Raw genomic sequence first — 18661 nt, 5'->3', positions numbered from 1 at the left:
AGGTGCAACAGGATTCAGGTACGGGGCGGACGCCAGACGCCGGACGGCGTGCGGTCGGGGATGAAATCAGAAGAGAGGCTGACGAGCAGCGCACTGGAGGCAGTCACCGGCGCCTTGAGCACCGGCATCGACAGTTGCAGCATGCCGCCAGTCTTGCATTCCTGGCCGGGCTTGCAGCTTTTGCCGTGGTCGGCGGGAGCGGCGCCGTCCTGGCAACAGTCCGGGGCCATGTCGCTCATCATCTGCATGTCGGACATCTGCATCGGGCACGGCTCGGTGCTCGACGGCACGCCCGCCATCCCGGTCAGGGGAAGCGCAAGACTTAACAACAGGACCAGGAAAAAACGCAGATAGCGGCTCATGGGACGGGAGCTTAGCCAAAAGGCGGTTAAGCAACAATTAACAACGTAATAAAAAGCCGCACCTGCTGGAGCAGGCGCGGCTTGAGTCAAACAGACAGCAGGATCAGTGCATGAAGATCGCGATCAGGATAATGACCGGGATCGGCACACCGAGGAAAAACAGCAGTAATGAGCGCATGACGTTCTCCTTGAATTAACGAACGGAAGTGGCATTGGTATGGGTTTCCAGGTACACCACGGCATCCCGGCGACGACCACCAAAGGTTGCAGCGAGGCTGGCAAAAAACGCACCGATCAACAGCCCCACGAAGGTCCACAGCGACGTGTAGGCAGCGACTTTCGCAGCGGTGTCGGCAGCCTGTTTGGCTTTCAACTTGGCATCATCCAGCGCTTTTTGAGCCTGGCCGTAGACCTGGTCAACACGCGCCTCGGCATCGGCCTGGCTGAGATTGGTACGCTGGGTGATCAATTGCGCAAGGTACGCACGGTCTTCAGGTGCCAACTGGCCGTTGTTGCTGACGGTGCGGGCAAAGATGCGCGCGACAACACCGTGCACCGCGTCATCACTGACGGCTGCCGGGCGATCATCGCGGAACAGGCTGTCGACGTAGTAGCCGAAGTCTTCACCCTTGGTGGCAGCGCCCACCGCCTGGCTCATGCCGCTGGCGGCACCCGAGGCCACACTGGCACCGGCCTTCACACCACCGCTGACCACACTGCTGACCGAACCGACGATCAGCACCGCCGTCACCAGTGTCGCCACGGCCCAGGCCAGGAAGCCATGGGCAGTGTCGCGAAAGTACACCTCATCGCCGTGCATATTGGCCCATTTCACCCGCAGGCGACCGGCGATGTAACCGCCCATCCCCGACGCGATAATTTGCGTAACCGCCAGCCAGACAATGGTGGAAATGCCAAGCCCTTTGGCGCTGATGCCACTGTCGGCCCACGGCGACACCGCCGAAAAGCCCAGGCCGAAGCCCAGCAGTACCAGGATCAAGGACAGCGCAGCCGCAGCAGCGGCCCCGGCAAAGATCGCGCCCCAGGAAACCCCGGAGAGCGTGCTCGACTCTTGCAGCGTGGATGAGGATGTGATCATTGTTGTTTCGCTCCAGGCATGAAAAATAGTGTTACAAGTCTCAAAAGGGACAGTGCAGGCGACGTGCCAGGAACCTTCAATTTAAAACTCCATATATTTCAACAAGTTAACTAATTTGAACTAATGTGAACCATGCAACTTGCAAGAAACGCCCTGGCGCGGCGGGCGTTATGCATTCCTTGTCGGAAACAACCCATGAGCACGGCGTGGAGCGCAAAAAATCCTACACGCACAGCATTCGTTCAGATTCAGCGGGGTAAGGTGAATTGTGTCGTTTATGCCTACATAAATTTTTATTTAGTAAGCGGGCTATCATTTCTTGGCAAAATGCCCGCACTTCAGTGTGAATCGCTCACCAGGTAATCCTTATGACCCGCATTTTGACCATCGAGGACGACGCCGTAACGGCCCGCGAGATCGTTGCCGAGCTGAGTAGCCATGGACTGGACGTAGACTGGGTAGACAATGGCCGCGAAGGCCTGGTCCGCGCTGTCAGCGGTGATTACGACCTGATCACCCTCGACCGCATGCTCCCGGAACTGGATGGCCTGGCCATCGTCACCACCCTGCGCACCATTGGCGTGTCGACGCCGATCCTGATGATCAGCGCCCTCTCCGATGTGGATGAGCGGGTACGCGGCCTGCGCGCCGGTGGTGATGACTACCTGACCAAACCGTTCGCTTCCGACGAAATGGCCGCCCGCGTCGAAGTGCTGCTGCGACGCAAAAGCACAGTCCAGGAGTTCGAAACCGCGCTGCGCGTGGCGGACCTGGAGCTGAACCTGATCAGCCGCGAAGCCAGCCGCGCCGAACAGCCCCTGAGCCTGTTGCCGACTGAATACAAACTGCTGGAATTCCTGATGCGCAACACCGGGCAGATCCTGTCGCGGATGATGATCTTCGAGGAAGTCTGGGGTTATCACTTCGACCCGGGCACCAACCTGATCGACGTGCACATCGGCCGCCTGCGTAAAAAAATCGACCCGCCGGGCCTCACGCCGCTGATCCGCACGGTACGAGGTTCCGGGTATGTCATTGCTGAACCCCTCTAAAGGCTGGCGCTCCTCCAGCAGCCGGCTGCTGGCGCTCTACAGTTCGTTGTTCGTAGCCTGGAGCTGCATCCTCATGGGCGTGCTGTACTACGAGGTGTCCGGTTACCTGGGCGACCTCTCGCGCCACTCGCTGATGCAGCGCCAGCATTTGTTCCAGCGCTTCGACGGTGAAGAACTGGTGGAAGCCCTGACCACCAGCATGACCTTCGACATGAAGGGCGTTGACGCCTACGGCCTGTTCGACAACCAGTTCAACCCCATCAGCGGCCCGATCCGCGTGATACCGCCTGACCTGCCGATGGACGGGCACATCCATGCGCTGGCCAACTGCATCGACTCCGACGACCCGAAACTGCCGCGCGACAGCTGCGACGCCGTGGCCACCCACACCGAAGATGGCCGCTGGCTGATTCTGGTGCGCGCCAACGGCTCGCTGTTCGGCGTCACGCGCATCATCCTGCACGCCTTGCTGTGGGGGATCACCCTGACGATCATTCCCGGTGCGGCCGGCTGGCACCTGCTCAGGCGGCGCCCGTTGCGGCGGATTCGCGGGATCCAGGCCAGCGCCGAAGCCATCGTCGCCGGCGACCTGACCCATCGCTTGCCGTTGTCGGACCGGCGCGACGAACTCGACATGCTGGCGGCCATCGTCAACGCCATGCTCGACCGCATCGAGAAGTTGATGAACGAGGTCAAGGGCGTGTGCGACAACATCGCCCACGACCTGCGCACCCCGCTGACCCGCCTGCGGGCGCAGTTGTACCGGATCCAGCAGCAGGCTGATGAAGACGCGCCCCACGCCCTGCAACTGGACGCGGCCATCGCCGAAACCGACACCTTGATGGCCCGCTTTCGCGGCTTGCTGCGGATTTCCGAACTGGAAGACCATCAACGTCGTTCAGGCTTCCTGGTGCTCGACCCCCTGCCCTTGCTGCAGGAACTCCACGACTTCTACCTGCCCCTGGCAGAAGAAGGCGAGATGGAACTGCTGCTGGAAGTACCGGCCTCGTTGCCCTGGATCACCGGCGACCGCGCATTGCTGTTCGAAGCCCTGGCCAACCTGCTGAGCAACTCGATCAAATTCACCCCACCGGACGGCAAAGTGATTCTGCGGGGTGTGAGCGATGCCGGCAGCACCCGCATCGAAGTGCTCGACACCGGCCCCGGAATTCCGGCAGCGGAACGGGCTGCGGTGTTCCAACGTTTCTATCGAGTGGACGAAGGTAATCAGCAACAAGGCGGGTTTGGATTGGGGCTGTCGATTGTGGCCGCGATCATCAACCTGCACGGCTTCAAACTGGAAGTAGGCAGCAGCGAAAGTGGCGGCGCGAAGTTGATCCTCGAATGCCGCCAACAACTGATGCCCGAATAGCGCAAACACCACAAAACCAATGTGGGAGCGGGCTTGCTCGCGAAGGCGGAGTGTCAGTCAACCCGTATGGCACTGACCCACCGTATTCGCGAGCAAGCCCGCTCCCACATTTGATCCTCAATCAACCCGGAAAATTGCCCCGCAACGCTTCAAGCCCACCGCTGTAGACACCGGCAAACAACTCCTCCACCGCCGCATCCGTCACACCGGCCACCGGGGTAAACACCCCCGACCAGGTCACCTTGGCCGTGTTCTCGCCCAGCGCTTCAACCTTCAACGTCGCCAAATACTCACTCACCGGAAACGGCGACTCGCTGATCGAGTAGCTGTAAGTACGCGCCGCATCATCAAAGCTTTGCAAGCGCTCCACCACCACCCCACCATCAGCGGTTTGCAGGTGGCGCACACGGCCGCCTTCACTCGGCTCGCTCTTGGCGATAAGGGGCAGCCAGTCCGGCAGCGAATTGAAGCCGCCGACCAGTTGCCAAACCTGTTCGGCCGAAACCGGAACTTCAATAACAGCAGATGCTTTTGCCACGATTCACACTCCAAACCATTCAAGAAAAATCAGATCGCCATGCTGTCGACAACACCGCCGTCGACCCGCAACGCGGCACCGGTGGTTGCAGAGGACAACGGTGAAGCAATGTACGCCACCAGATTCGCCACTTCATCCACATTTGCTGCGCGCTGGATGATCGATGTCGGCCGCGCGTTGCGCACAAACACATCGGCCTCGTCCCGCGCACTGCGCCTCGGTAACGGCGCAACAGGCGGGAGATCAGCGATGGGACGTCGCGAGCACTGGTGATTTCAGTGCTGCATTGGGTGGATATGGCGCGGGTGATGGTGGATCGAGCGGTGGATTGTTTGCAGCCGCGCTGAAGTAGATCAGGGGAGCATTAATTCAATGCCTACCCCAATCGAATGTGGGAGCTGTCGAGCTTTAGCGAGGCTGAGATGGGATCAACTGGGTATCACTGTCGTACCGCAGCGATCCCATCGCAGCCTCGCTTGGGCTCGACAGCTCCCACAGGGTTTCTGTGTCGCTGCCAATAGCGCCGAAGGATCAATACCGCCAATGCCCCGGCACCCACAACCACTGCCCGTTCCCCCAGCGATAGTGCCCCCGCACCCACTGATACCCCGGCGCAGGTGCCACCGGCACCACCTCAACCAATGGCGGCGGACGCCGCGGATGAACAGGTTCAACAATACAACCGGATAACGCAGCCGCCATCAACGTGGCAGCCAGCGTGGCCTTGAATATGCGGGACATGGCACGGTTCCCCAATGAGACTAGCCGTCGCCTGAGTGGCGGGCTTACCCGGGTTAAACGCCGCCAACCGGGAAAATCCGTCGCCCGTCTCAGTGATTAATGCTCGTTCCCACGCTCTGCGTGGGAACGATCAGCGCCCATCTCAGTTATTTCTGGCGGCCTTGCCCTTCGCCTGCCCTTTCAAATACAACGCCTCCACCAGCCGCTGGCGCTCATCCCGGGGCAAGGTGCTGGCGAACTGCGCAAGGGTGTTGTCCACCAGCGCCCTGAGCGCCATGTCCGCCTCGCGGGCCTTGCCCAAGTCCGTCACCAAGGCCGCACGGTCCAGGGTTGGCGCTTCCAGTTGCTTGATCACATCCAGCCGCGCCTCGCGCCCCGCCAGCACCAGCGGTTGGCTATCGGCGCGGTTCTGACGCAGCAACTGGCGCAATTCCTTGCGCCGTTCCGGCGGCAACTTGACCATCGCCTGGCGCAAGCCATGCTGGTTCACCACCGCCTCGGCGGGCTTGGCAGTTGCCAGCCAGTGGTACAGGCCACCGCCGACACCACCGATCAAAAACACGTTGAACAACACCGACACAACCAACAGCGGCTTCAGGTACTTGGGTGACGGGGTCATTGCTCGCTTTCCTCGGCGTTGACGGTGAAGACGACTTCAGCGTCGCCCTGGTCGAAGACACTCGGCAGTACTTCAGGACCGAGCATGGGCAACGGCACGCTCAAGGATGCCACCAGGATTCCGGCGGCGATCCCGGCGATGCCCACGCCGACAAAACCGGCAGGCGACAGCCAGCCCGCGTAGCGCGCCCAGAAGGACTGGCGCTGGGGAAAAGACTGGCGGATCTGCCGCGCCAGCGCCGGGTCGACCGGCGCCAGTTGATAGCCGTCCAGTTGGCCATCGAGCCATCGCGCCTGATGCAGCACCTCGCGTACGCCGGCATCGCCTGCGTCCAGCAGTGCCTGGGCCTGGGCCTGTTCGGCGCTGGGCCAACGGTGCAAGTGGCCGCCGTAAGCCTCGGCCAATTGGGCAAATCGTTCGGGCGTCATGGTCTTCCCCTTCCTGGGCGGGCGGGCCCGGGTGTGTCGTCAAGGTAACTGCGCAAGTTGCGCCGGGCCCGTGACAGCAAGCTCTCCAGTGCCTCGACGCTGATGTTCATCAGCGCCGCGGCGTCGATATTCGACAGCTCTTGGTAGTACTGCAACACAATCGCCTCGCGCTGGCGATCAGGCAGCGACGCCAGCGCCTGCGCCATATGCTCACTGCGGGCAGCCGCTTCCAGCTGTTCATCGGGTGCTGGCGCGTTGTCGACCACTTCGTTCATGGCCTCCTCGTCGTGCAACGGGCGCTCCTTGCGCCGACGCAAATGGTCCTGGCACAGGTTAAGCACCACGCGGTGCAACCAGGTGTCGAAACGCGCTTCGCCACTGCGCCAGCTCGCGGCCTGGCGCCAGATCCGCAGGAAGCTTTCCTGGGCCACGTCCCTGGCCTCGTCGGCATCCCCGAGGATCCGACTGGCGAGCGCCAGCAAACGCGGCAATTTGCGCGTCACCATTTCGTTGATGGCCGCCGGTTCGTTGTTACCGATGCGGGCCAACAGCTCAACGTCCGGATCAGTGTCTTTCAATAGGGCAAGTCTCGGTCCGGTGGCTAAGGGTCAGGTTGACGGAACGGTCAGCGAATCCAGTGCCCTTCCTTCCAGTACCAGTTGGGGCCGTGCGACTCCCAGTGGCCAGGTTCCCAACGGGCGTTGCGCATCACCGGCTGCCAGTGGCCCGGCACCCAGGCATAGCCACGCCCTTCGTAGCGCCAGTGCCCGCGGTCCCACACATAGCCAGGGCGCTCGACCGGAACCGCCTCGACGCGCATCGGTGGCGGTGCATCGCGGATGATCACTTCGGTCTGGGCAAAGGTCGGCGTGCTGACCAGGGCGGCCAATGCCAGCGGGATCAACAGGGCATAACGTAATTTGGCCAGCGGTCGTGCAAGTCTCATGACAACTCCTTCATCAGCGATCGCCAGTGATCGCAGCTGTAGGGTTGAACGGCGGGTGCCGGGGAAATCCGTCGCGTCACAATCAACTTTTTTCGCGACCGTTCAAGACGCCAGACAGGGCCAGTATTGCCCAGGGTGTGCGGGGGTTTGATGAAATATGCAAAAAGCGGCGACGGATTTGGCCAGGCGGTCGCGTTCAAGGGTTAACCGTTGGCAATCAGCAGGCAAATCTGTTGATCGGCAACGTTCACTACCTTGAGGAAATCACCATGTCTCGTCGAATTTCACTGCTGGTTGCCGCTGTCCTGCTCATGAACCTTGGCGGCTGCGTGTTCCTGCCGGGCCACCGCGAGCATTGCTGCTGGCGCGGTTACGGGGTCGTAACCACCCCGACTACACAAGCGGTTTCCTGATCGATTAGCTGAACGCCGCAAACCCTCTGCGCCCAGCCTTGATCTCGGTGCGCAGTTCGCCTATCAGGTTTGAGATGGAACGGATGCTGTCCAAACCCTGGGGCGACACGCGGGTCAGCAGCAGGTCGACGCGCCCGGAGGCCGGGTCGAAGATATTGATGCGCAGCGAACCGTCGCTGTTTAACGAGCAGTCACAGGCGAGCGGCAGGAAGCCGGACTCCATGATGTGGCGAAACTCGGCTATCGAGACCATGCGGGCACCCTTCGCTGGACCAGACTCGGTGGACGTGATCCGTCTAGGGTAGATGAGCTTTTTCAAGCCGCCAGGGAATTGAGTCGAAAGTGATACTTAGTGCTCATTTTGACTAAAACCGCTGGCCGGCTGACGCCAGAAAAACCACACCACGACCTCTCATCCGATGCCGCGCGAAGCGCTTGATTCCTGGCGATGATGGCCAGATGCTATGTTTTTTCCGACACCCAGAGCACCCCGCATGAGCATCGATCCGCCGAGCGAACCCGACAATGCCGTGTACAAAACGTTGCTGGAATCGACCAAGGCCATTCCCTGGCGCATCGACTGGGCAACCATGACCTTCAGCTACATCGGCCCGCAAATCGAGGCGTTGCTGGGCTGGACGCCGCAGAGCTGGGCCACCGTGGATGACTGGGTGGAACGCATGCACCCGGATGACCGCGAATACGTGGTCAACTTCTGCGTCTCGCAGTCCCGCGCAGGGGTCGACCACGAGGCCGATTACCGGGCGCTGACCGCCAGCGGCGAGTACGTGTGGATCCGCGACGTGGTGCACGTAGAGCGCAAGGACGGCGAGGTGCAAGCGCTGATCGGCTTCATGTTCGATATCAGCGAGCGCAAGAAAACCGAAGAACACCTGATACGCCTGCAAAAACAGCTGGAGGAATATTCCTTCCAGGACGGCCTGACCGGCATCGCCAACCGGCGCATGTTCGACACGGTGCTTGCGCGCGAATGGACCAGTGCCCAGCGTAGCCAGTTGCCGCTGTCGTTGATCCTACTGGATATCGACTATTTCAAGCAGTACAACGACCTCTACGGGCACATCAAGGGCGATGAATGCCTGCGTCAGGTTGCACACACGCTGTCGCAGGCGGCCAATCGGCCACGGGATTTCATTGCGCGTATCGGCGGTGAGGAGTTTGTGTGGCTGCTGCCGGAGACCGATGCCGAGTCCGCCCGGCGCGTGGCCGAACGTTGTTTGCACCTGATACGCCAGCAGCAGATCGAGCATGGGCATTCGGCGGTGTCGAACCTGCTCACGCTGAGCCTGGGCGTGGGCACTTGCACGGTAAAACCGCAAAGCGCGGCGCTGTCCTTTGTCGAAGCGGTCGACAAGTTGCTGTACCAGGCCAAGCGCAATGGCCGGATGCGCGCGGAGTTTGCCGACGTGGCGGGTTGATACAAAGCTCAAATCGCGGGCAAAAAAAATCCCAAGTAGCTGATGGAAACTTGGGATTTAAAAATGCATAAACCGTGGGAGGTGAACGCATGGCTATATTACCGAGCGGCAAAACTTGTAACAAGATAATTTTCAACCTTTCGTCGGATTACAACAGCGCTAAGTCATTCAATAACCACACTTTTTTAATGGATCCGATTATTCAAAGTGCCACTTTTTGGTGCAACGAATTCCAATTTAAACAAACTTGCGCTGTTTAATTCCGCGATAAAAATAAGGTTATTGATTAAAAGTGCGTGGGCTTCTTCAGGTAATGCTCACTCAAGTGTTTGCACGGATCCACCAATACAAGTTCGTCCTCGGGCGTGGGGCGCGAAACGGCGGCCGCCTGACGGCACAACGCCAAACGCTCTGCCGCTTCTTCGCGCTGCCGGTCAACCTGGGCATTGAGCCGAACGAAGTAGGCCCCCAGCAATACCGCCACGCATAGAACCCCGACGACAAAGTAGCGGAAGGCGTTGGATTGAGGGGGTTCCAGCTGACTCATACACTCATTGCACCTTGTGTTTCTGATAGCGAACGTCGTCGCCCTCGGCTGTGTCGACCACTGACCAACCAAGCCGTTGGTAAAAGCCATTGGCCCGGACCTGATCGCGCCCGTCGGTGATCAGGAATAGCGTGTCGTGGCGTTCGAACAACGCCGCCTCGGCCACTGCCATCAATTGGCGGCCTAACCCGAGGTTCTCGTGGGACGGCAACACAAACAGCGCGAACACCTCGCCTTCGGCAAGATCGACCATCGAGAACGCGACGGGCGTACCCTTCACTTCGGCAAGCCACACACAGGGAGCCTGGCGCATGCTGTCGGCGACGACCTGCGGGGTAATACCCAGCTCGGCCATCTGCTCGCGGCTTAGATGGTTCTGCACCACCGCCGTGCGAATCTCGAAAATGGCCTCGATATCGTCCTGGGTTGCCACCCGTATAACCGTACCCATGTGCACCGCCTCCCAATGAGACGCTCAATTGTATGTAAATTGAAACACATGGGTTGTGTTGGATTTGTAAAACAGTCAGCCGAATGACGCGCTAATCCTGCTCACGCCGCCTGAACTGCCCCGGCGCCAGCCCGTGGGCCTTGCGAAAACACCGGGAAAAATACGCCTCATCGGTAAACCCGCAACGGTGCGCAATCGCGCCGATCATCTGCGGGCTATTGAGCAGCAGCGTGCGCGCCAGTTGCATGCGCCGGTCGAGCACCAGTTGGGAAAAGGGTTTGCCGGTTTCCTTGCGCAGCAGGTGGGTCAGGTAGTTGGGCGATAGAAAGGCGGCGGCCGCGGCATCGGTCAGGTTCAGCGACGGTTCGTGCAAATGCTCACGAATGTAGCCCTGCACCCGGGCCAGGGCGTCCTTGCGGCCACGCCGGGTGGCGTTGTTGGCCGCGAAGGTCTGGAGCGGTTCGGCGTACTGCTGGCATACCAGCCCGATCAACTGGAACAGGTAACCCTTGAGCCGTTCCCGGGCGCCGAAGCTGCGGTGGGCGTCGAGGGCGCGCATGTGTTCCAGCCAGGTTTTCACTTGCTCGAATGCGGCGTCTTCGAGGATGAAATCCAGCTGTTCCTGGAAGCGAAACGGCGACAGTTCCGGGGCCTGGCCGATGGGAATGTCTTCCAGGTCCAGCGGGTCGCAGGTCAGTTGCGGCAGGAAAAACCCCTGGCTGAAATTGATCAGCATGAAGTCGCCGTCTTCGGGATGGGGAATCACATGCAGGCGATGGGGCAGGATAAAGGCCAGGGCCTTTTTCGGGAACGGGCGCACCGCACCGCCGATGTGCTGCACGGTGTCGCCGCCCAGGTTGATCTGGATCTGGAAGTATTCATGGCGATGGGGACTGGTCAGCGCCGCCCTGCCCCGCTTGTCGCGGATGTAGAAGTCGGGGCGGTCGCTGCGCTGTTCCATGCCGTAGGTGGTGATGCGGGTGCCGGGCATACGTATTTCTCGGAGGGCCTGGGCACCACTGTAGCGTCAACCTTTGCCGAGGGAGAAGCTCAGTTCGGCCAGGCCGTCGATGCCGGCAGTCACCACATCGCCCGGTTGCAAGGCGCCGACGCCCGCCGGGGTGCCGGTGAAGATCAGATCTCCAGCCTTCAGCGCCACGGATTTAGACGCGTGGCTGATCACCTCGCTGACCGACCAGATCTGGTCCGCCAGGTCGCCCACTTGACGTTGCTCGCCATTGACCTTGAGCCAGATACGCCCAGTGCCCGGATGGCCGACGGCACTCACCGGCTGCAATGGGGTGCAGGGTGCCGATTCATCGAAGGCCTTGGCCCATTCCCACGGCCGCGACAGCTTTTTCGCTTGGGCCTGTAGGTCGCGGCGGGTCAAGTCAATGCCCAGACCATAACCCCAGATATGCGCGAAGGCGTCTTCGGGGGCGATGTCCACCCCGCCCTTGCCGATGGCCACCACCAACTCGACTTCATGGTGCAGGTCGGCGGTCATCGGCGGATAGGCGATTACGCCTTCGGCAGGCACCACGGCATCGGCCGGCTTCATGAAAAAGAACGGCGGCTCGCGGTCCGGGTCGTGGCCCATTTCACGGGCATGTTCGCTGTAGTTGCGCCCGACACAAAACACCCGGCGCAGCGGGAAGCGAGCGTCGTCGCCCTGGATGGCGAGCGATGGGGTTGCGTTGGGAGTGATGACGTAGCGGGTCATGGCATAGGCCTCTTCGGTTACCTAGGGCCAGTATGCGCACTGGCTCCAGGACGAAGTTGGACAGGCTTACGCAGATTTTGTACTGGGCGGTGCATCGATCACTTTGCCGACCGAACCCAACGCTGCTAGCCTCATCGCGCTTTCACTCACGATCCAGCAGAAAGGACTCTGATGAACATCATTCGCGCCGTCGCCCTCTTCGCCGCCTCATTGTTCTCGATGAACACGTCGGCCAAGGCCCCGCTCCCGGGATTCCAGTTGCCCAAGGCAGACTCGGAGTACGACGAGAAGGTATTGGCGGATATCAAGAAAGTCGGCTGGCACCACGTGCATGTACGTGCCGAAGACGGTGAGCCGTCATTTGCCTACTCCCTGGGGTTTTACGCAAACTTCGGCCAGCCGGAAATCATCGTATTCGGGCTGCCCCCGCACATTGCACAGCAGTTGCTGAACATCACCGCCATCCGCTTTGCGGGTGCAAAAGCCGCCTATGAAACCTACACGCCCTATGACGATATTGCCGAAGGCATGCGCATCGCGTTCATTCCCGTGGCCCGCCAGCACTACCGCGAATACCTCGGTTATGCCGGCTGGTTCTACGCCTCGATCAAGGCCGACTTCCCCGCGCTGCAAATGGTCTGGCCGGACAAGCAAGGGCACTTTCCATGGGAGCCCAACTACGATCAGTCATTCTCCAGGTTCCAGTTACTGCTGGATAAATAGGGGTTATTTACGCGCCAGCTTGTAGCGCAGACAGTCCTGATAAAAACTCTGGCGAATCACCTCGGGCTTGACCCGCGAACGGCTGTCGTAGGTCTGTTCGGTGATGCCCATGGCCATCATGTGCATCCAGGGCTTCTTGAACTTGTACGTGTGCAACTTCTGGCGCGCGGCATACAGCGAGACGCCCGACAATTTCAATTCCTGCGCCCGGGCCGCCGTGCCCGCGCCCCAACTGCACATGTAGCGGTCGTTGTCCCGCAGCTCCCGAGCCTCAACCGAAACCGCCCCACCCGCCAGGGAACAGGCGACCAGCATGATTCCAACATTGCGCATTTGCATCCCGCCTAACCACCTGAAAATAAAAGTGATTTTGGCGAGAATTTTGTTACAAAGGGGCCAGCAAATTGCCTTCTCGGGGATTTTTCCGGCAGGTAGCCGGGACCAAGGCCTACAGGGATCCTAGGGCCTTTTGCCACTATCGATTGCCTGCCGGCCATTGCCTGACGATAATCGCCGAGTTCTCCCACACTCACGCAAGGAAATGCCGTGAAAAAGCTTCTACTGTTGACCCCATTGCTCGCGCTGCTGTTGCAAGGTTGCGGCGTCACCATGACGCAATACGAGCCAAACTTCGATAACGTCCAGGTCCTCAAGCAAGCAGCGCCGCTGCAACCCGTGAGCAATGCCCAAGTGACGGCCGCATCGGGCGAAGGCTCGCTGACGGTACGTGCCAACCCGATCCGCTCGCCCAGTGGCAGCATCCCAGCGCATATCCAGGCGGCGATCACTCAGGAACTGCAATTGGCAGGCCTGCTGAACCCGCAAGCGGAACGTCATCTGCAAGTGCTGGTGGTGAAGAATTCGCTGACCGCAGGCGTGGGTTCCGGCAACGGCACGCTGGCCGCACGGTTTACGCTGCTCAAGGGGAATGACGTGGTGTACGACGCGACCAAGGAAGTGAATCACACCTGGCCCAGTTCGTTTTTCGGGTTCATTGCGATCCCGAATGCAGCCAATGCCTACAACCCGATGGTGCGGGATTTGCTCAAGTCGTTGTACAGCGACCCGCTGTTTATCCAGGCGCTTAAGTAAGGCCTGTGCTGCGAGGGCGGGTCACCCTGCCCTCGCAGCCGTTTCAGCTTATTTTTTGCAACGTGTCACGCCCGTGGCACGCCGGCATCCAGTGCCGAATACTTCAGGTTATTGCCGTCGACCATTTGCTTGAGCAGGGCATTGACCTGGCGGGTGAAGGTGTCGGTCACCGCGTCTTTTGGCGTGTTGGCCATCAGCGGGATAAACCAGATGCCCATCCAGGTATTGATCGCGTCATGGTTGCTGCCGGTGCTCAGCGTCTGGCCTTGTGGGTCCAGCGATTCCAGCTTCATGGTGTACTGATCAGTCCCCAGCGCCGGGATGATGGTGAAGGTAAAGCCGCTGATAAAGGCCAGGGCCAGTTGACCGCCACCCGGTGGATGGTTGTAGACCTTCAGGCGCAGGTTGTAATCGCCCGGCTGCTTCTGGAATTCATCCAGGGTAACGCGACCAAACAGGCCGGAGTCGGTCAAGACTTTCTGCAGCTGTGGCTTGAGCATTTCCCGCGCTTGTGGCACTTCGGCGGCAGCGGCGTTGGTCGGCTCGCCCTGGTAGAACTTGAAGTCTACGTAGACGTTCGGTTTGTTGGCGTAGCTGGCTTTCGATGGCAGCGTGACGGGCGCCACTTCGTCCTTCGTGAAGCTGGCGCAGCCGCTCATCGACAACGTGATCAGGGCCAACCCCAGCATTTTTCCAATGTGCATTACGACTTCCTTAGTGAATGGAGCGTCTCCATGGCCGGAGTGCTGGGGGCGGATGATAAAGAGTGAGCAGCAATGTTAAAAGGCCATCTTCGATAAAATACTCTTGGTCACTGTAGGAGCGAGCTTGCTCGCGAAGGTCGTTAACGATAACGCAGTGTGTCTGGTTTAACGCGCCGCTCTCAGGTTCTTCGCGAGCAAGCTCGCTCCTACAGTAGGCCGGCGTGTCGCGCTCGCCTGCAGTGCGCTACCAGCACCACGAGTAGGAATAGCAGGACGCGACGTACTCTTTATTCGCAAGGTTGGTGGCATTCACCGTCCTGCACCTGGCAGCGCGAGCCGTTGCACAGGAGGGAAGCGTCCGGGTCCCGCGTCGGCATGTTGGTCTGGCGCAGTTCGAAGATGGCCGCCGTGGTCAGCGAGGTACTGTCGTCCGGGCGCCTGGTGAAGGCGGTGGACAGGGATTGGCGACGCGCTATATCACCCTCAGCTACAGGAAAGTCATGCATGATGTGTAGTTAGCAGGATGCTGGTAGACGATAACAGTCTTTTAATTTACTCATTAACTGCTTACTTAGTTAAAGCGACCATGAGTCGACAGGCACTACTCAGCCTGCCAACTTAATGGACGGATGATAATTAATGATTAACTTCTAGAGCGCAGTAGTTACTTGCAACCAATCCTCTGCGGCAGTTGCCCTTGCTTGGACTTAAGTGCGGTTTGCACCGCTGGCGGCAACTCGTTCCAGAATGTCAGCCCGGAACGCTGTTCAATCTGTTCGACCGTTGCGCGGTAGTCACAGAAGTTGGCGCCCTTGGGTGTTTCCTGATTCAGGATGAAGGAGGCATAAAGACCGTCTTGCGGCGATTTACCCACGGAAACTATCTTCCAGTAGCCGCTGGGAATCGTGTGGACCTTATTGGTGCCCGGCAAGGTGCCGATGAATTTCTCATACAGCGGACCGGTCATCACATACACCTCATCCACTGTGGCGTCCTGGCTCAGCTTGCGCTCCTGGTCCTCCAGGTGCGCCCAGGGGCCCTGGTTCAGATCGGCCTTTTGCGGGGTGATATTGGACAGGTAATTGAGGGTCTGCCAGTCGGCGACGCCGGCCATCGACGCCAGGTTTGCCTGGTGCCCGCGGTCGACCTTCAGTGCCACGTTGGCGCCGTTGTAGTCAACAGGATCAAGGGTTTCACCCGCCGGAATGGCCGGGTCCGTCTGCCAATTACGCGGGCGCCCGCTGGCTGGTGTGGACTTGGTAATGCGGTAAGCCACCCAGTTGGCAAACTTGGTCGACGCGTTGTTGTTGAGGGTGTAGGCCTGGCGATTCAGCGTCAGCGGCCCGCCGCCGGAAGGGCAGCCTTGCGAGCAGTTATCGACCGTAGCCGCCTGCTCGACAGGCGCCTGAACGGCGAGTTCCGGTGCCCGTGAAGGCTGGGTGCTGATACAGCCCGCCATCAGCGGCACCCACAACAACGCCAGGTATTTGAACAGTGCTTTCCTTTGCATGGTAATACTCCATTTACAACAGTTTAATTAAGTTCAAGTCGATAAAACGCACGCAATTGATCCCAGTAGTACGAAAGCCACCCCATGATGAAATGACAACGCTATCAAGTTGATTGCTGACAGTTGGCTAACTGTATTTGCGCGTACGGCGACATTCCATGTGCGTACCCGCTTAAGCACCCACGCCAGTAGCGCAAGGCACTAACTGCTCATGAAGAAGCATCTTTCAGTTGAGCAGACTTTATCTTATACACGTAATTGTTACAAAAAAACCAGCGTTAAAATCAAAAAATCCGGCTCGTGCAATAGCGCCGTAAACTTGAAACGCTCTCCCAGGAACGCGACACTGCACGCCCCCGAAAAAGGCTTATCTTCATGAATACATCCACGTCGACCGTCTCTGCGCGGGAGGCTTACCAACTGCTCAAAGACATCGCACTCGGCAGCCGCACTGTGCAGGCCGCGATGTCCCCAATCGATATCGAGGGGAAGCTGTTTCGCGTCGATGGCTGGCATATCACCCTGCTCGCGCACAATGGCGTGCTCAGCGGCTGCCTCTCCTGCGAATCCCCCGACGGCAGGACCGGCAGCCCCGAGAACTGGCAACGTTTCGGCACCGACCCGGTCAGCCTGCTCAGTGCCTGGGAACAGGCGCAGATCGAGGCCCTGCTTTAACGCCAGCTCCAGGAAACCCCGGTGTACACGCCCATGCCATCCCCCGGCGTCGAACGCGCAACGTCCATTCCCTTGTCGTCATAACCCGGCGTGACCGTATTCGCGTAGCGCTGATTGGTGAGGTTGCGCAGGTCGACCCAGGCTTGCCAGTCGTGCTTCGGCGCGTCATACCCGACCGTCGCGCCGAGCAGCGTGTAGGCCGCCGCGTAGTAGGAGTTGGCGTAGTCCACCGCCACCCGCGATGAATGCTCGCCGTTGAGGCTGGTGTAGAAACCGCTCGGATGGCTGTAGCGCAGTTGCGCCTGGTAGTAGTGCTTGGGAATGCCGGGCAAGGTGTTGTCGCCGAAGCGGTCGTCGTTGCGGTAGTGGAAGTCGCTGTAGGTGTAGGCCTGGCGCACGGCGAGTTGGCCGGTACGGCCGCCGTCCCACAGCGGGCTGATCAGGCTCAGCTCCACGCCTTGGTGCACGGTGGGGCTGGCGTTGGACTCGGCGACTACGGCGGACGTGGTGGAGGTCGCGGCCTGGGTTTCGACGCTGAGCAGTTCGTGACGCACCTCGGAACGGTACAGCGCCAGGTCCCACTGGCCGAACCATTCCTCACCTCGCCCACCGACTTCCAGGGTGGTTGCGGTCTGGTTTTTCAGCTTCACGCCTTCGCGCTGCAACCCGCTCGCCGGGCCGCTGTTGGCCGGGAAATACTTGTTGGAACCCCAGATCATCGACCACGCATGGGGTGGTTCAACCGAACGGCTCAGGTTGCCGTACACCTGCAGTTGCGGGCTGAAGTCATAACGCAGGCCGACCCGTGGTGCGTAATCCCAATCGTGCTGGCTGACCGGTGTATGGGTTTCTGGGTAGCTGACTTCGGTTTCACGACGGGTGTAGATCGCCGCCAGCCCGGTGGTCAGCCAAAGGTCTGGCACCAGCTCAAGGTCATTGCCGATATGCAGCACGCTGTCGGAACCCAGGTAGCTGTAGTCACGGGTCTTGGTGCCGGGCGCATAGCCAGCTGTATTGCCCACCGGAATCCGCACGAACTCCGAACCACCGTTGTTGGGCATCGCCTGAGTCGTGCGCAAACCGAGGGTGGTCTTGCTGTCGCGCCCGAACAGCGTGTCCTGGCGGATGTAGTTCACGGTGCCACTGACGTCGGTGTAGGCGACCTTGAGGCGGTTGGTGCCTTCACGCAGGTCCATCGGGTAGTCGTGATACGCCAGCCCGACCTCGACCCGGGCGTTGTCGTCCAGGTGCAGGATGGTTTTGTTGGCGATCCAGGTCGAGCCCGGTTGCAGGCGCTTGGAGTCCCGCGTCACGTTGAGGGTGGCGGCGGCGCGCGGGTCGTGGCTGATCTGGTCGCGGGTCAGCTTGCCGGGGGAATCGTTGTCGGTTTCGCGGTAGCGGAAATAGAAGCGGGTTTCCAGGTCGGGGTTGAAGCGGTAGCCAAAGTTGGCCGCCATGCCTTTGCCGCTGCCGGCGCTGTGGTTCTGGAAACCGTCGTATTGCGAGTCGGTGAGGCTGATGTAGTAGTCGGCATCGCCCAGCACCTGCCCCGAACTGATCTCTCGCTGGGCGTAGCCATGGCTGCCGGCTTCGTAGCGCAATTGCAACTTGGGTGCGTCGTAGCCAGTGTGGGTGACATAGTTGACCGCACCACCCAACGCCAATGCGCCTTGGTCAAAACCGTTGGCGCCGCGCAGCACTTCAACGCGGCTGAGCCACAACGGGTCCTTGAGTTCGTAGGGCGTGCCGCCCGGGCCGGTCAGTGGCAGGCCGTCGAAGGTCTCGTACAGGCCGGATGCGTGGGCGCCGGGGCCACGGTTGATCCCCGAGCCACGGATCGAAAGCTTCACCCCTTCGTTGTTCGCCGCCTTGGCGTACACGCCGGCCTGGTATTTGAACACGTCCTCGTTGGTGCTCACCCGCCCTTGGTCGACGCTGCCCATGTCGATGTAGTTAGTGGCGCCGGGCACGCTCTTGAGCTGGGCCTGGGCCAGTTCGTCGGCGCTGAGTTCGGCGCTGCTGACTTCAACGGGTGCCAGTTGCAGCGTGTCTTCGGCTTGGGAGGCCGGGCTGAAGCTCAGGGCAGCGCCAAAACCCAGCAAGGGCCAGGCTTTTCGGGCGGGGAACAGAAACGCGGGGGGCATGGGGGTAAATCCTTGGAATTCGTTTTTGCGTCGGGCTTGGCCCAGCACAAGGTCTGTGGTGGGAAGCCTCTGAGGCCCGACGG

General features: G+C 60.2%; 25 protein-coding genes and 1 pseudogene. 7 read left to right on the top strand and 19 right to left on the bottom strand.

The genetic code is table 11. From position 1 onward, the window contains the following. Window positions 1–14: 14 nt before the first annotated feature. Together CEC48_RS07735 and CEC48_RS07730 are read right to left on the bottom strand one after the other, a co-directional pair. Window positions 15–362 carry a hypothetical protein gene (locus CEC48_RS07735; protein WP_088423200.1) on the bottom strand — a complete coding sequence of 116 codons (348 nt, stop codon included), beginning with the start codon at window positions 360–362 and terminating at the stop codon, window positions 15–17. 193 nt (window positions 363–555) lie between these two features. After that, the gene (locus CEC48_RS07730; protein WP_088423199.1) at window positions 556–1461 is read right to left on the bottom strand and encodes a hypothetical protein; all 906 of its coding nucleotides are present in this window, start codon (window positions 1459–1461) and stop codon (window positions 556–558) included. Window positions 1462–1829: 368 nt separating this feature from the next. On the opposite strand from CEC48_RS07730, the gene CEC48_RS07725 reads away from it, so the two are divergent. Both CEC48_RS07725 and CEC48_RS07720 read left to right on the top strand, forming a co-directional pair. Continuing rightward, on the top strand, window positions 1830–2513 hold the full coding sequence (locus CEC48_RS07725; protein ID WP_088423198.1) for a response regulator transcription factor: 684 nt from the start codon (window positions 1830–1832) through the stop codon (window positions 2511–2513). Next, entirely contained in the window at window positions 2491–3885 is a 1395-nt protein-coding gene (locus CEC48_RS07720; RefSeq protein WP_088423197.1) for a HAMP domain-containing sensor histidine kinase, read from the top strand. The genes CEC48_RS07725 and CEC48_RS07720 overlap by 23 nt, the downstream gene beginning before the upstream one ends. A gap of 121 nt (window positions 3886–4006) precedes the next feature. On the opposite strand, the gene CEC48_RS07715 is transcribed toward CEC48_RS07720, so the two are convergent. From CEC48_RS07715 to CEC48_RS07680, 7 genes and pseudogenes are all read right to left on the bottom strand, one after another. Next, window positions 4007–4423, bottom strand: a complete 417-nt coding sequence (locus CEC48_RS07715) for an SRPBCC family protein (protein ID WP_088423196.1) — start codon at window positions 4421–4423, stop codon at window positions 4007–4009. Between the two features lie 29 nt (window positions 4424–4452). Beyond that, window positions 4453–4638, bottom strand: a pseudogene (locus CEC48_RS07710) (SDR family oxidoreductase); the annotation flags it as partial. 316 nt (window positions 4639–4954) lie between these two features. Beyond that, complete coding sequence (locus CEC48_RS07700) at window positions 4955–5164, bottom strand: YXWGXW repeat-containing protein (protein WP_076016843.1); 210 nt, start codon at window positions 5162–5164, stop codon at window positions 4955–4957. Between the two features lie 142 nt (window positions 5165–5306). Beyond that, entirely contained in the window at window positions 5307–5783 is a 477-nt protein-coding gene (locus CEC48_RS07695; protein ID WP_088423195.1) for a periplasmic heavy metal sensor, read from the bottom strand. Then, window positions 5780–6211, bottom strand: coding sequence for a hypothetical protein (locus CEC48_RS07690; protein ID WP_088423194.1), 432 nt, complete (start codon window positions 6209–6211; stop codon window positions 5780–5782). The genes CEC48_RS07695 and CEC48_RS07690 overlap by 4 nt, the downstream gene beginning before the upstream one ends. Then, window positions 6208–6789 (bottom strand): RNA polymerase sigma factor, encoded by a 582-nt coding sequence (locus CEC48_RS07685; protein ID WP_088423193.1) that lies wholly within the window; start codon window positions 6787–6789, stop codon window positions 6208–6210. The genes CEC48_RS07690 and CEC48_RS07685 overlap by 4 nt, the downstream gene beginning before the upstream one ends. 47 nt (window positions 6790–6836) lie before the next feature. Next, window positions 6837–7157: a YXWGXW repeat-containing protein gene (locus CEC48_RS07680; protein ID WP_088423192.1), complete on the bottom strand. Its 321-nt coding sequence runs from the start codon at window positions 7155–7157 to the stop codon at window positions 6837–6839. Between the two features lie 269 nt (window positions 7158–7426). Between CEC48_RS07680 and CEC48_RS31535 the strand changes: the two genes are divergently transcribed. Continuing rightward, window positions 7427–7570: a hypothetical protein gene (locus CEC48_RS31535; RefSeq protein ID WP_176438689.1), complete on the top strand. Its 144-nt coding sequence runs from the start codon at window positions 7427–7429 to the stop codon at window positions 7568–7570. Between the two features lie 4 nt (window positions 7571–7574). On the opposite strand, the gene CEC48_RS07670 is transcribed toward CEC48_RS31535, so the two are convergent. Continuing rightward, window positions 7575–7823 carry a DUF1652 domain-containing protein gene (locus CEC48_RS07670; RefSeq protein WP_088423190.1) on the bottom strand — a complete coding sequence of 83 codons (249 nt, stop codon included), beginning with the start codon at window positions 7821–7823 and terminating at the stop codon, window positions 7575–7577. Window positions 7824–8064: 241 nt separating this feature from the next. On the opposite strand from CEC48_RS07670, the gene CEC48_RS07665 reads away from it, so the two are divergent. Then, on the top strand, window positions 8065–9009 hold the full coding sequence (locus tag CEC48_RS07665) for a sensor domain-containing diguanylate cyclase (RefSeq protein ID WP_088423189.1): 945 nt from the start codon (window positions 8065–8067) through the stop codon (window positions 9007–9009). Window positions 9010–9295: 286 nt separating this feature from the next. On the opposite strand, the gene CEC48_RS07660 is transcribed toward CEC48_RS07665, so the two are convergent. The 4 genes from CEC48_RS07660 to CEC48_RS07645 all read right to left on the bottom strand — a co-directional run bounded on the left by CEC48_RS07660 (window position 9296) and on the right by CEC48_RS07645 (window position 11730). Continuing rightward, window positions 9296–9556, bottom strand: a complete 261-nt coding sequence (locus CEC48_RS07660; RefSeq protein WP_088423188.1) for a hypothetical protein — start codon at window positions 9554–9556, stop codon at window positions 9296–9298. A gap of 4 nt (window positions 9557–9560) precedes the next feature. Continuing rightward, window positions 9561–10007 carry a GNAT family N-acetyltransferase gene (locus tag CEC48_RS07655; protein WP_088423187.1) on the bottom strand — a complete coding sequence of 149 codons (447 nt, stop codon included), beginning with the start codon at window positions 10005–10007 and terminating at the stop codon, window positions 9561–9563. Between the two features lie 91 nt (window positions 10008–10098). Then, the gene (locus tag CEC48_RS07650; RefSeq protein WP_088423186.1) at window positions 10099–10998 is read right to left on the bottom strand and encodes an AraC family transcriptional regulator; all 900 of its coding nucleotides are present in this window, start codon (window positions 10996–10998) and stop codon (window positions 10099–10101) included. Window positions 10999–11034: 36 nt separating this feature from the next. After that, on the bottom strand, window positions 11035–11730 hold the full coding sequence (locus tag CEC48_RS07645; protein WP_088423185.1) for a fumarylacetoacetate hydrolase family protein: 696 nt from the start codon (window positions 11728–11730) through the stop codon (window positions 11035–11037). A 171-nt stretch (window positions 11731–11901) separates the two neighbouring features. Between CEC48_RS07645 and CEC48_RS07640 the strand changes: the two genes are divergently transcribed. Continuing rightward, the gene (locus tag CEC48_RS07640) at window positions 11902–12453 is read left to right on the top strand and encodes a DUF4262 domain-containing protein (RefSeq protein WP_088423184.1); all 552 of its coding nucleotides are present in this window, start codon (window positions 11902–11904) and stop codon (window positions 12451–12453) included. Window positions 12454–12456: 3 nt separating this feature from the next. On the opposite strand, the gene CEC48_RS07635 is transcribed toward CEC48_RS07640, so the two are convergent. Further along, a complete protein-coding gene (locus tag CEC48_RS07635) occupies window positions 12457–12786 on the bottom strand; it encodes a hypothetical protein (protein ID WP_176438688.1) in 330 nt (109 codons plus the stop codon). Between the two features lie 213 nt (window positions 12787–12999). Here CEC48_RS07635 and CEC48_RS07630 point away from each other — a divergent pair, with 213 nt between their 5' ends. Further along, on the top strand, window positions 13000–13545 hold the full coding sequence (locus tag CEC48_RS07630) for a hypothetical protein (RefSeq protein ID WP_088423182.1): 546 nt from the start codon (window positions 13000–13002) through the stop codon (window positions 13543–13545). Window positions 13546–13610: 65 nt separating this feature from the next. Here CEC48_RS07630 and CEC48_RS07625 read toward each other — a convergent pair whose 3' ends face one another. The 3 genes from CEC48_RS07625 to CEC48_RS07615 form a co-directional block, all read right to left on the bottom strand. Next, window positions 13611–14249, bottom strand: a complete 639-nt coding sequence (locus CEC48_RS07625; protein ID WP_088423181.1) for a hypothetical protein — start codon at window positions 14247–14249, stop codon at window positions 13611–13613. A gap of 287 nt (window positions 14250–14536) precedes the next feature. Next, window positions 14537–14755 (bottom strand): hypothetical protein, encoded by a 219-nt coding sequence (locus CEC48_RS07620; protein ID WP_088423180.1) that lies wholly within the window; start codon window positions 14753–14755, stop codon window positions 14537–14539. Window positions 14756–14913: 158 nt separating this feature from the next. Further along, window positions 14914–15759 carry a DNA/RNA non-specific endonuclease gene (locus CEC48_RS07615; RefSeq protein ID WP_088423179.1) on the bottom strand — a complete coding sequence of 282 codons (846 nt, stop codon included), beginning with the start codon at window positions 15757–15759 and terminating at the stop codon, window positions 14914–14916. A gap of 375 nt (window positions 15760–16134) precedes the next feature. On the opposite strand from CEC48_RS07615, the gene CEC48_RS07610 reads away from it, so the two are divergent. Further along, window positions 16135–16434, top strand: a complete 300-nt coding sequence (locus CEC48_RS07610) for a hypothetical protein (protein WP_088423178.1) — start codon at window positions 16135–16137, stop codon at window positions 16432–16434. Here CEC48_RS07610 and CEC48_RS07605 read toward each other — a convergent pair. Beyond that, window positions 16431–18578, bottom strand: a complete 2148-nt coding sequence (locus tag CEC48_RS07605) for a TonB-dependent receptor domain-containing protein (protein ID WP_088423177.1) — start codon at window positions 18576–18578, stop codon at window positions 16431–16433. The genes CEC48_RS07610 and CEC48_RS07605 overlap by 4 nt on opposite strands. Window positions 18579–18661 lie beyond the last annotated feature (83 nt).

The organism is Pseudomonas sp. K2I15 (assembly GCF_002204795.1).
Lineage (GTDB): Bacteria > Pseudomonadota > Gammaproteobacteria > Pseudomonadales > Pseudomonadaceae > Aquipseudomonas.
This window is presented reverse-complemented; position numbering and strand designations above follow the sequence as displayed.

Excerpts from the sequence above, each read along its gene's own strand:
- CEC48_RS07735 (WP_088423200.1), bottom strand. The coding sequence starts at position 362 with ATGAGCCGCTATCTGCGTTTTTTCCTGGTCCTGTTGTTAAGTCTTGCG.
- CEC48_RS07730 (WP_088423199.1), bottom strand. The coding sequence starts at position 1,461 with ATGATCACATCCTCATCCACGCTGCAAGAGTCGAGCACGCTCTCCGGG.
- CEC48_RS07725 (WP_088423198.1), top strand. The coding sequence starts at position 1,830 with ATGACCCGCATTTTGACCATCGAGGACGACGCCGTAACGGCCCGCGAG.
- CEC48_RS07720 (WP_088423197.1), top strand. The coding sequence starts at position 2,491 with ATGTCATTGCTGAACCCCTCTAAAGGCTGGCGCTCCTCCAGCAGCCGG.
- CEC48_RS07700 (WP_076016843.1), bottom strand. The coding sequence starts at position 5,164 with ATGTCCCGCATATTCAAGGCCACGCTGGCTGCCACGTTGATGGCGGCT.
- CEC48_RS07695 (WP_088423195.1), bottom strand. The coding sequence starts at position 5,783 with ATGACCCCGTCACCCAAGTACCTGAAGCCGCTGTTGGTTGTGTCGGTG.
- CEC48_RS07690 (WP_088423194.1), bottom strand. The coding sequence starts at position 6,211 with ATGACGCCCGAACGATTTGCCCAATTGGCCGAGGCTTACGGCGGCCAC.
- CEC48_RS07680 (WP_088423192.1), bottom strand. The coding sequence starts at position 7,157 with ATGAGACTTGCACGACCGCTGGCCAAATTACGTTATGCCCTGTTGATC.
- CEC48_RS31535 (WP_176438689.1), top strand. The coding sequence starts at position 7,427 with ATGTCTCGTCGAATTTCACTGCTGGTTGCCGCTGTCCTGCTCATGAAC.
- CEC48_RS07670 (WP_088423190.1), bottom strand. The coding sequence starts at position 7,823 with ATGGTCTCGATAGCCGAGTTTCGCCACATCATGGAGTCCGGCTTCCTG.
- CEC48_RS07665 (WP_088423189.1), top strand. The coding sequence starts at position 8,065 with ATGAGCATCGATCCGCCGAGCGAACCCGACAATGCCGTGTACAAAACG.
- CEC48_RS07660 (WP_088423188.1), bottom strand. The coding sequence starts at position 9,556 with ATGAGTCAGCTGGAACCCCCTCAATCCAACGCCTTCCGCTACTTTGTC.
- CEC48_RS07655 (WP_088423187.1), bottom strand. The coding sequence starts at position 10,007 with ATGGGTACGGTTATACGGGTGGCAACCCAGGACGATATCGAGGCCATT.
- CEC48_RS07650 (WP_088423186.1), bottom strand. The coding sequence starts at position 10,998 with ATGCCCGGCACCCGCATCACCACCTACGGCATGGAACAGCGCAGCGAC.
- CEC48_RS07645 (WP_088423185.1), bottom strand. The coding sequence starts at position 11,730 with ATGACCCGCTACGTCATCACTCCCAACGCAACCCCATCGCTCGCCATC.
- CEC48_RS07640 (WP_088423184.1), top strand. The coding sequence starts at position 11,902 with ATGAACATCATTCGCGCCGTCGCCCTCTTCGCCGCCTCATTGTTCTCG.
- CEC48_RS07635 (WP_176438688.1), bottom strand. The coding sequence starts at position 12,786 with ATGCGCAATGTTGGAATCATGCTGGTCGCCTGTTCCCTGGCGGGTGGG.
- CEC48_RS07625 (WP_088423181.1), bottom strand. The coding sequence starts at position 14,249 with ATGCACATTGGAAAAATGCTGGGGTTGGCCCTGATCACGTTGTCGATG.
- CEC48_RS07620 (WP_088423180.1), bottom strand. The coding sequence starts at position 14,755 with ATGCATGACTTTCCTGTAGCTGAGGGTGATATAGCGCGTCGCCAATCC.
- CEC48_RS07615 (WP_088423179.1), bottom strand. The coding sequence starts at position 15,759 with ATGCAAAGGAAAGCACTGTTCAAATACCTGGCGTTGTTGTGGGTGCCG.
- CEC48_RS07610 (WP_088423178.1), top strand. The coding sequence starts at position 16,135 with ATGAATACATCCACGTCGACCGTCTCTGCGCGGGAGGCTTACCAACTG.
- CEC48_RS07605 (WP_088423177.1), bottom strand. The coding sequence starts at position 18,578 with ATGCCCCCCGCGTTTCTGTTCCCCGCCCGAAAAGCCTGGCCCTTGCTG.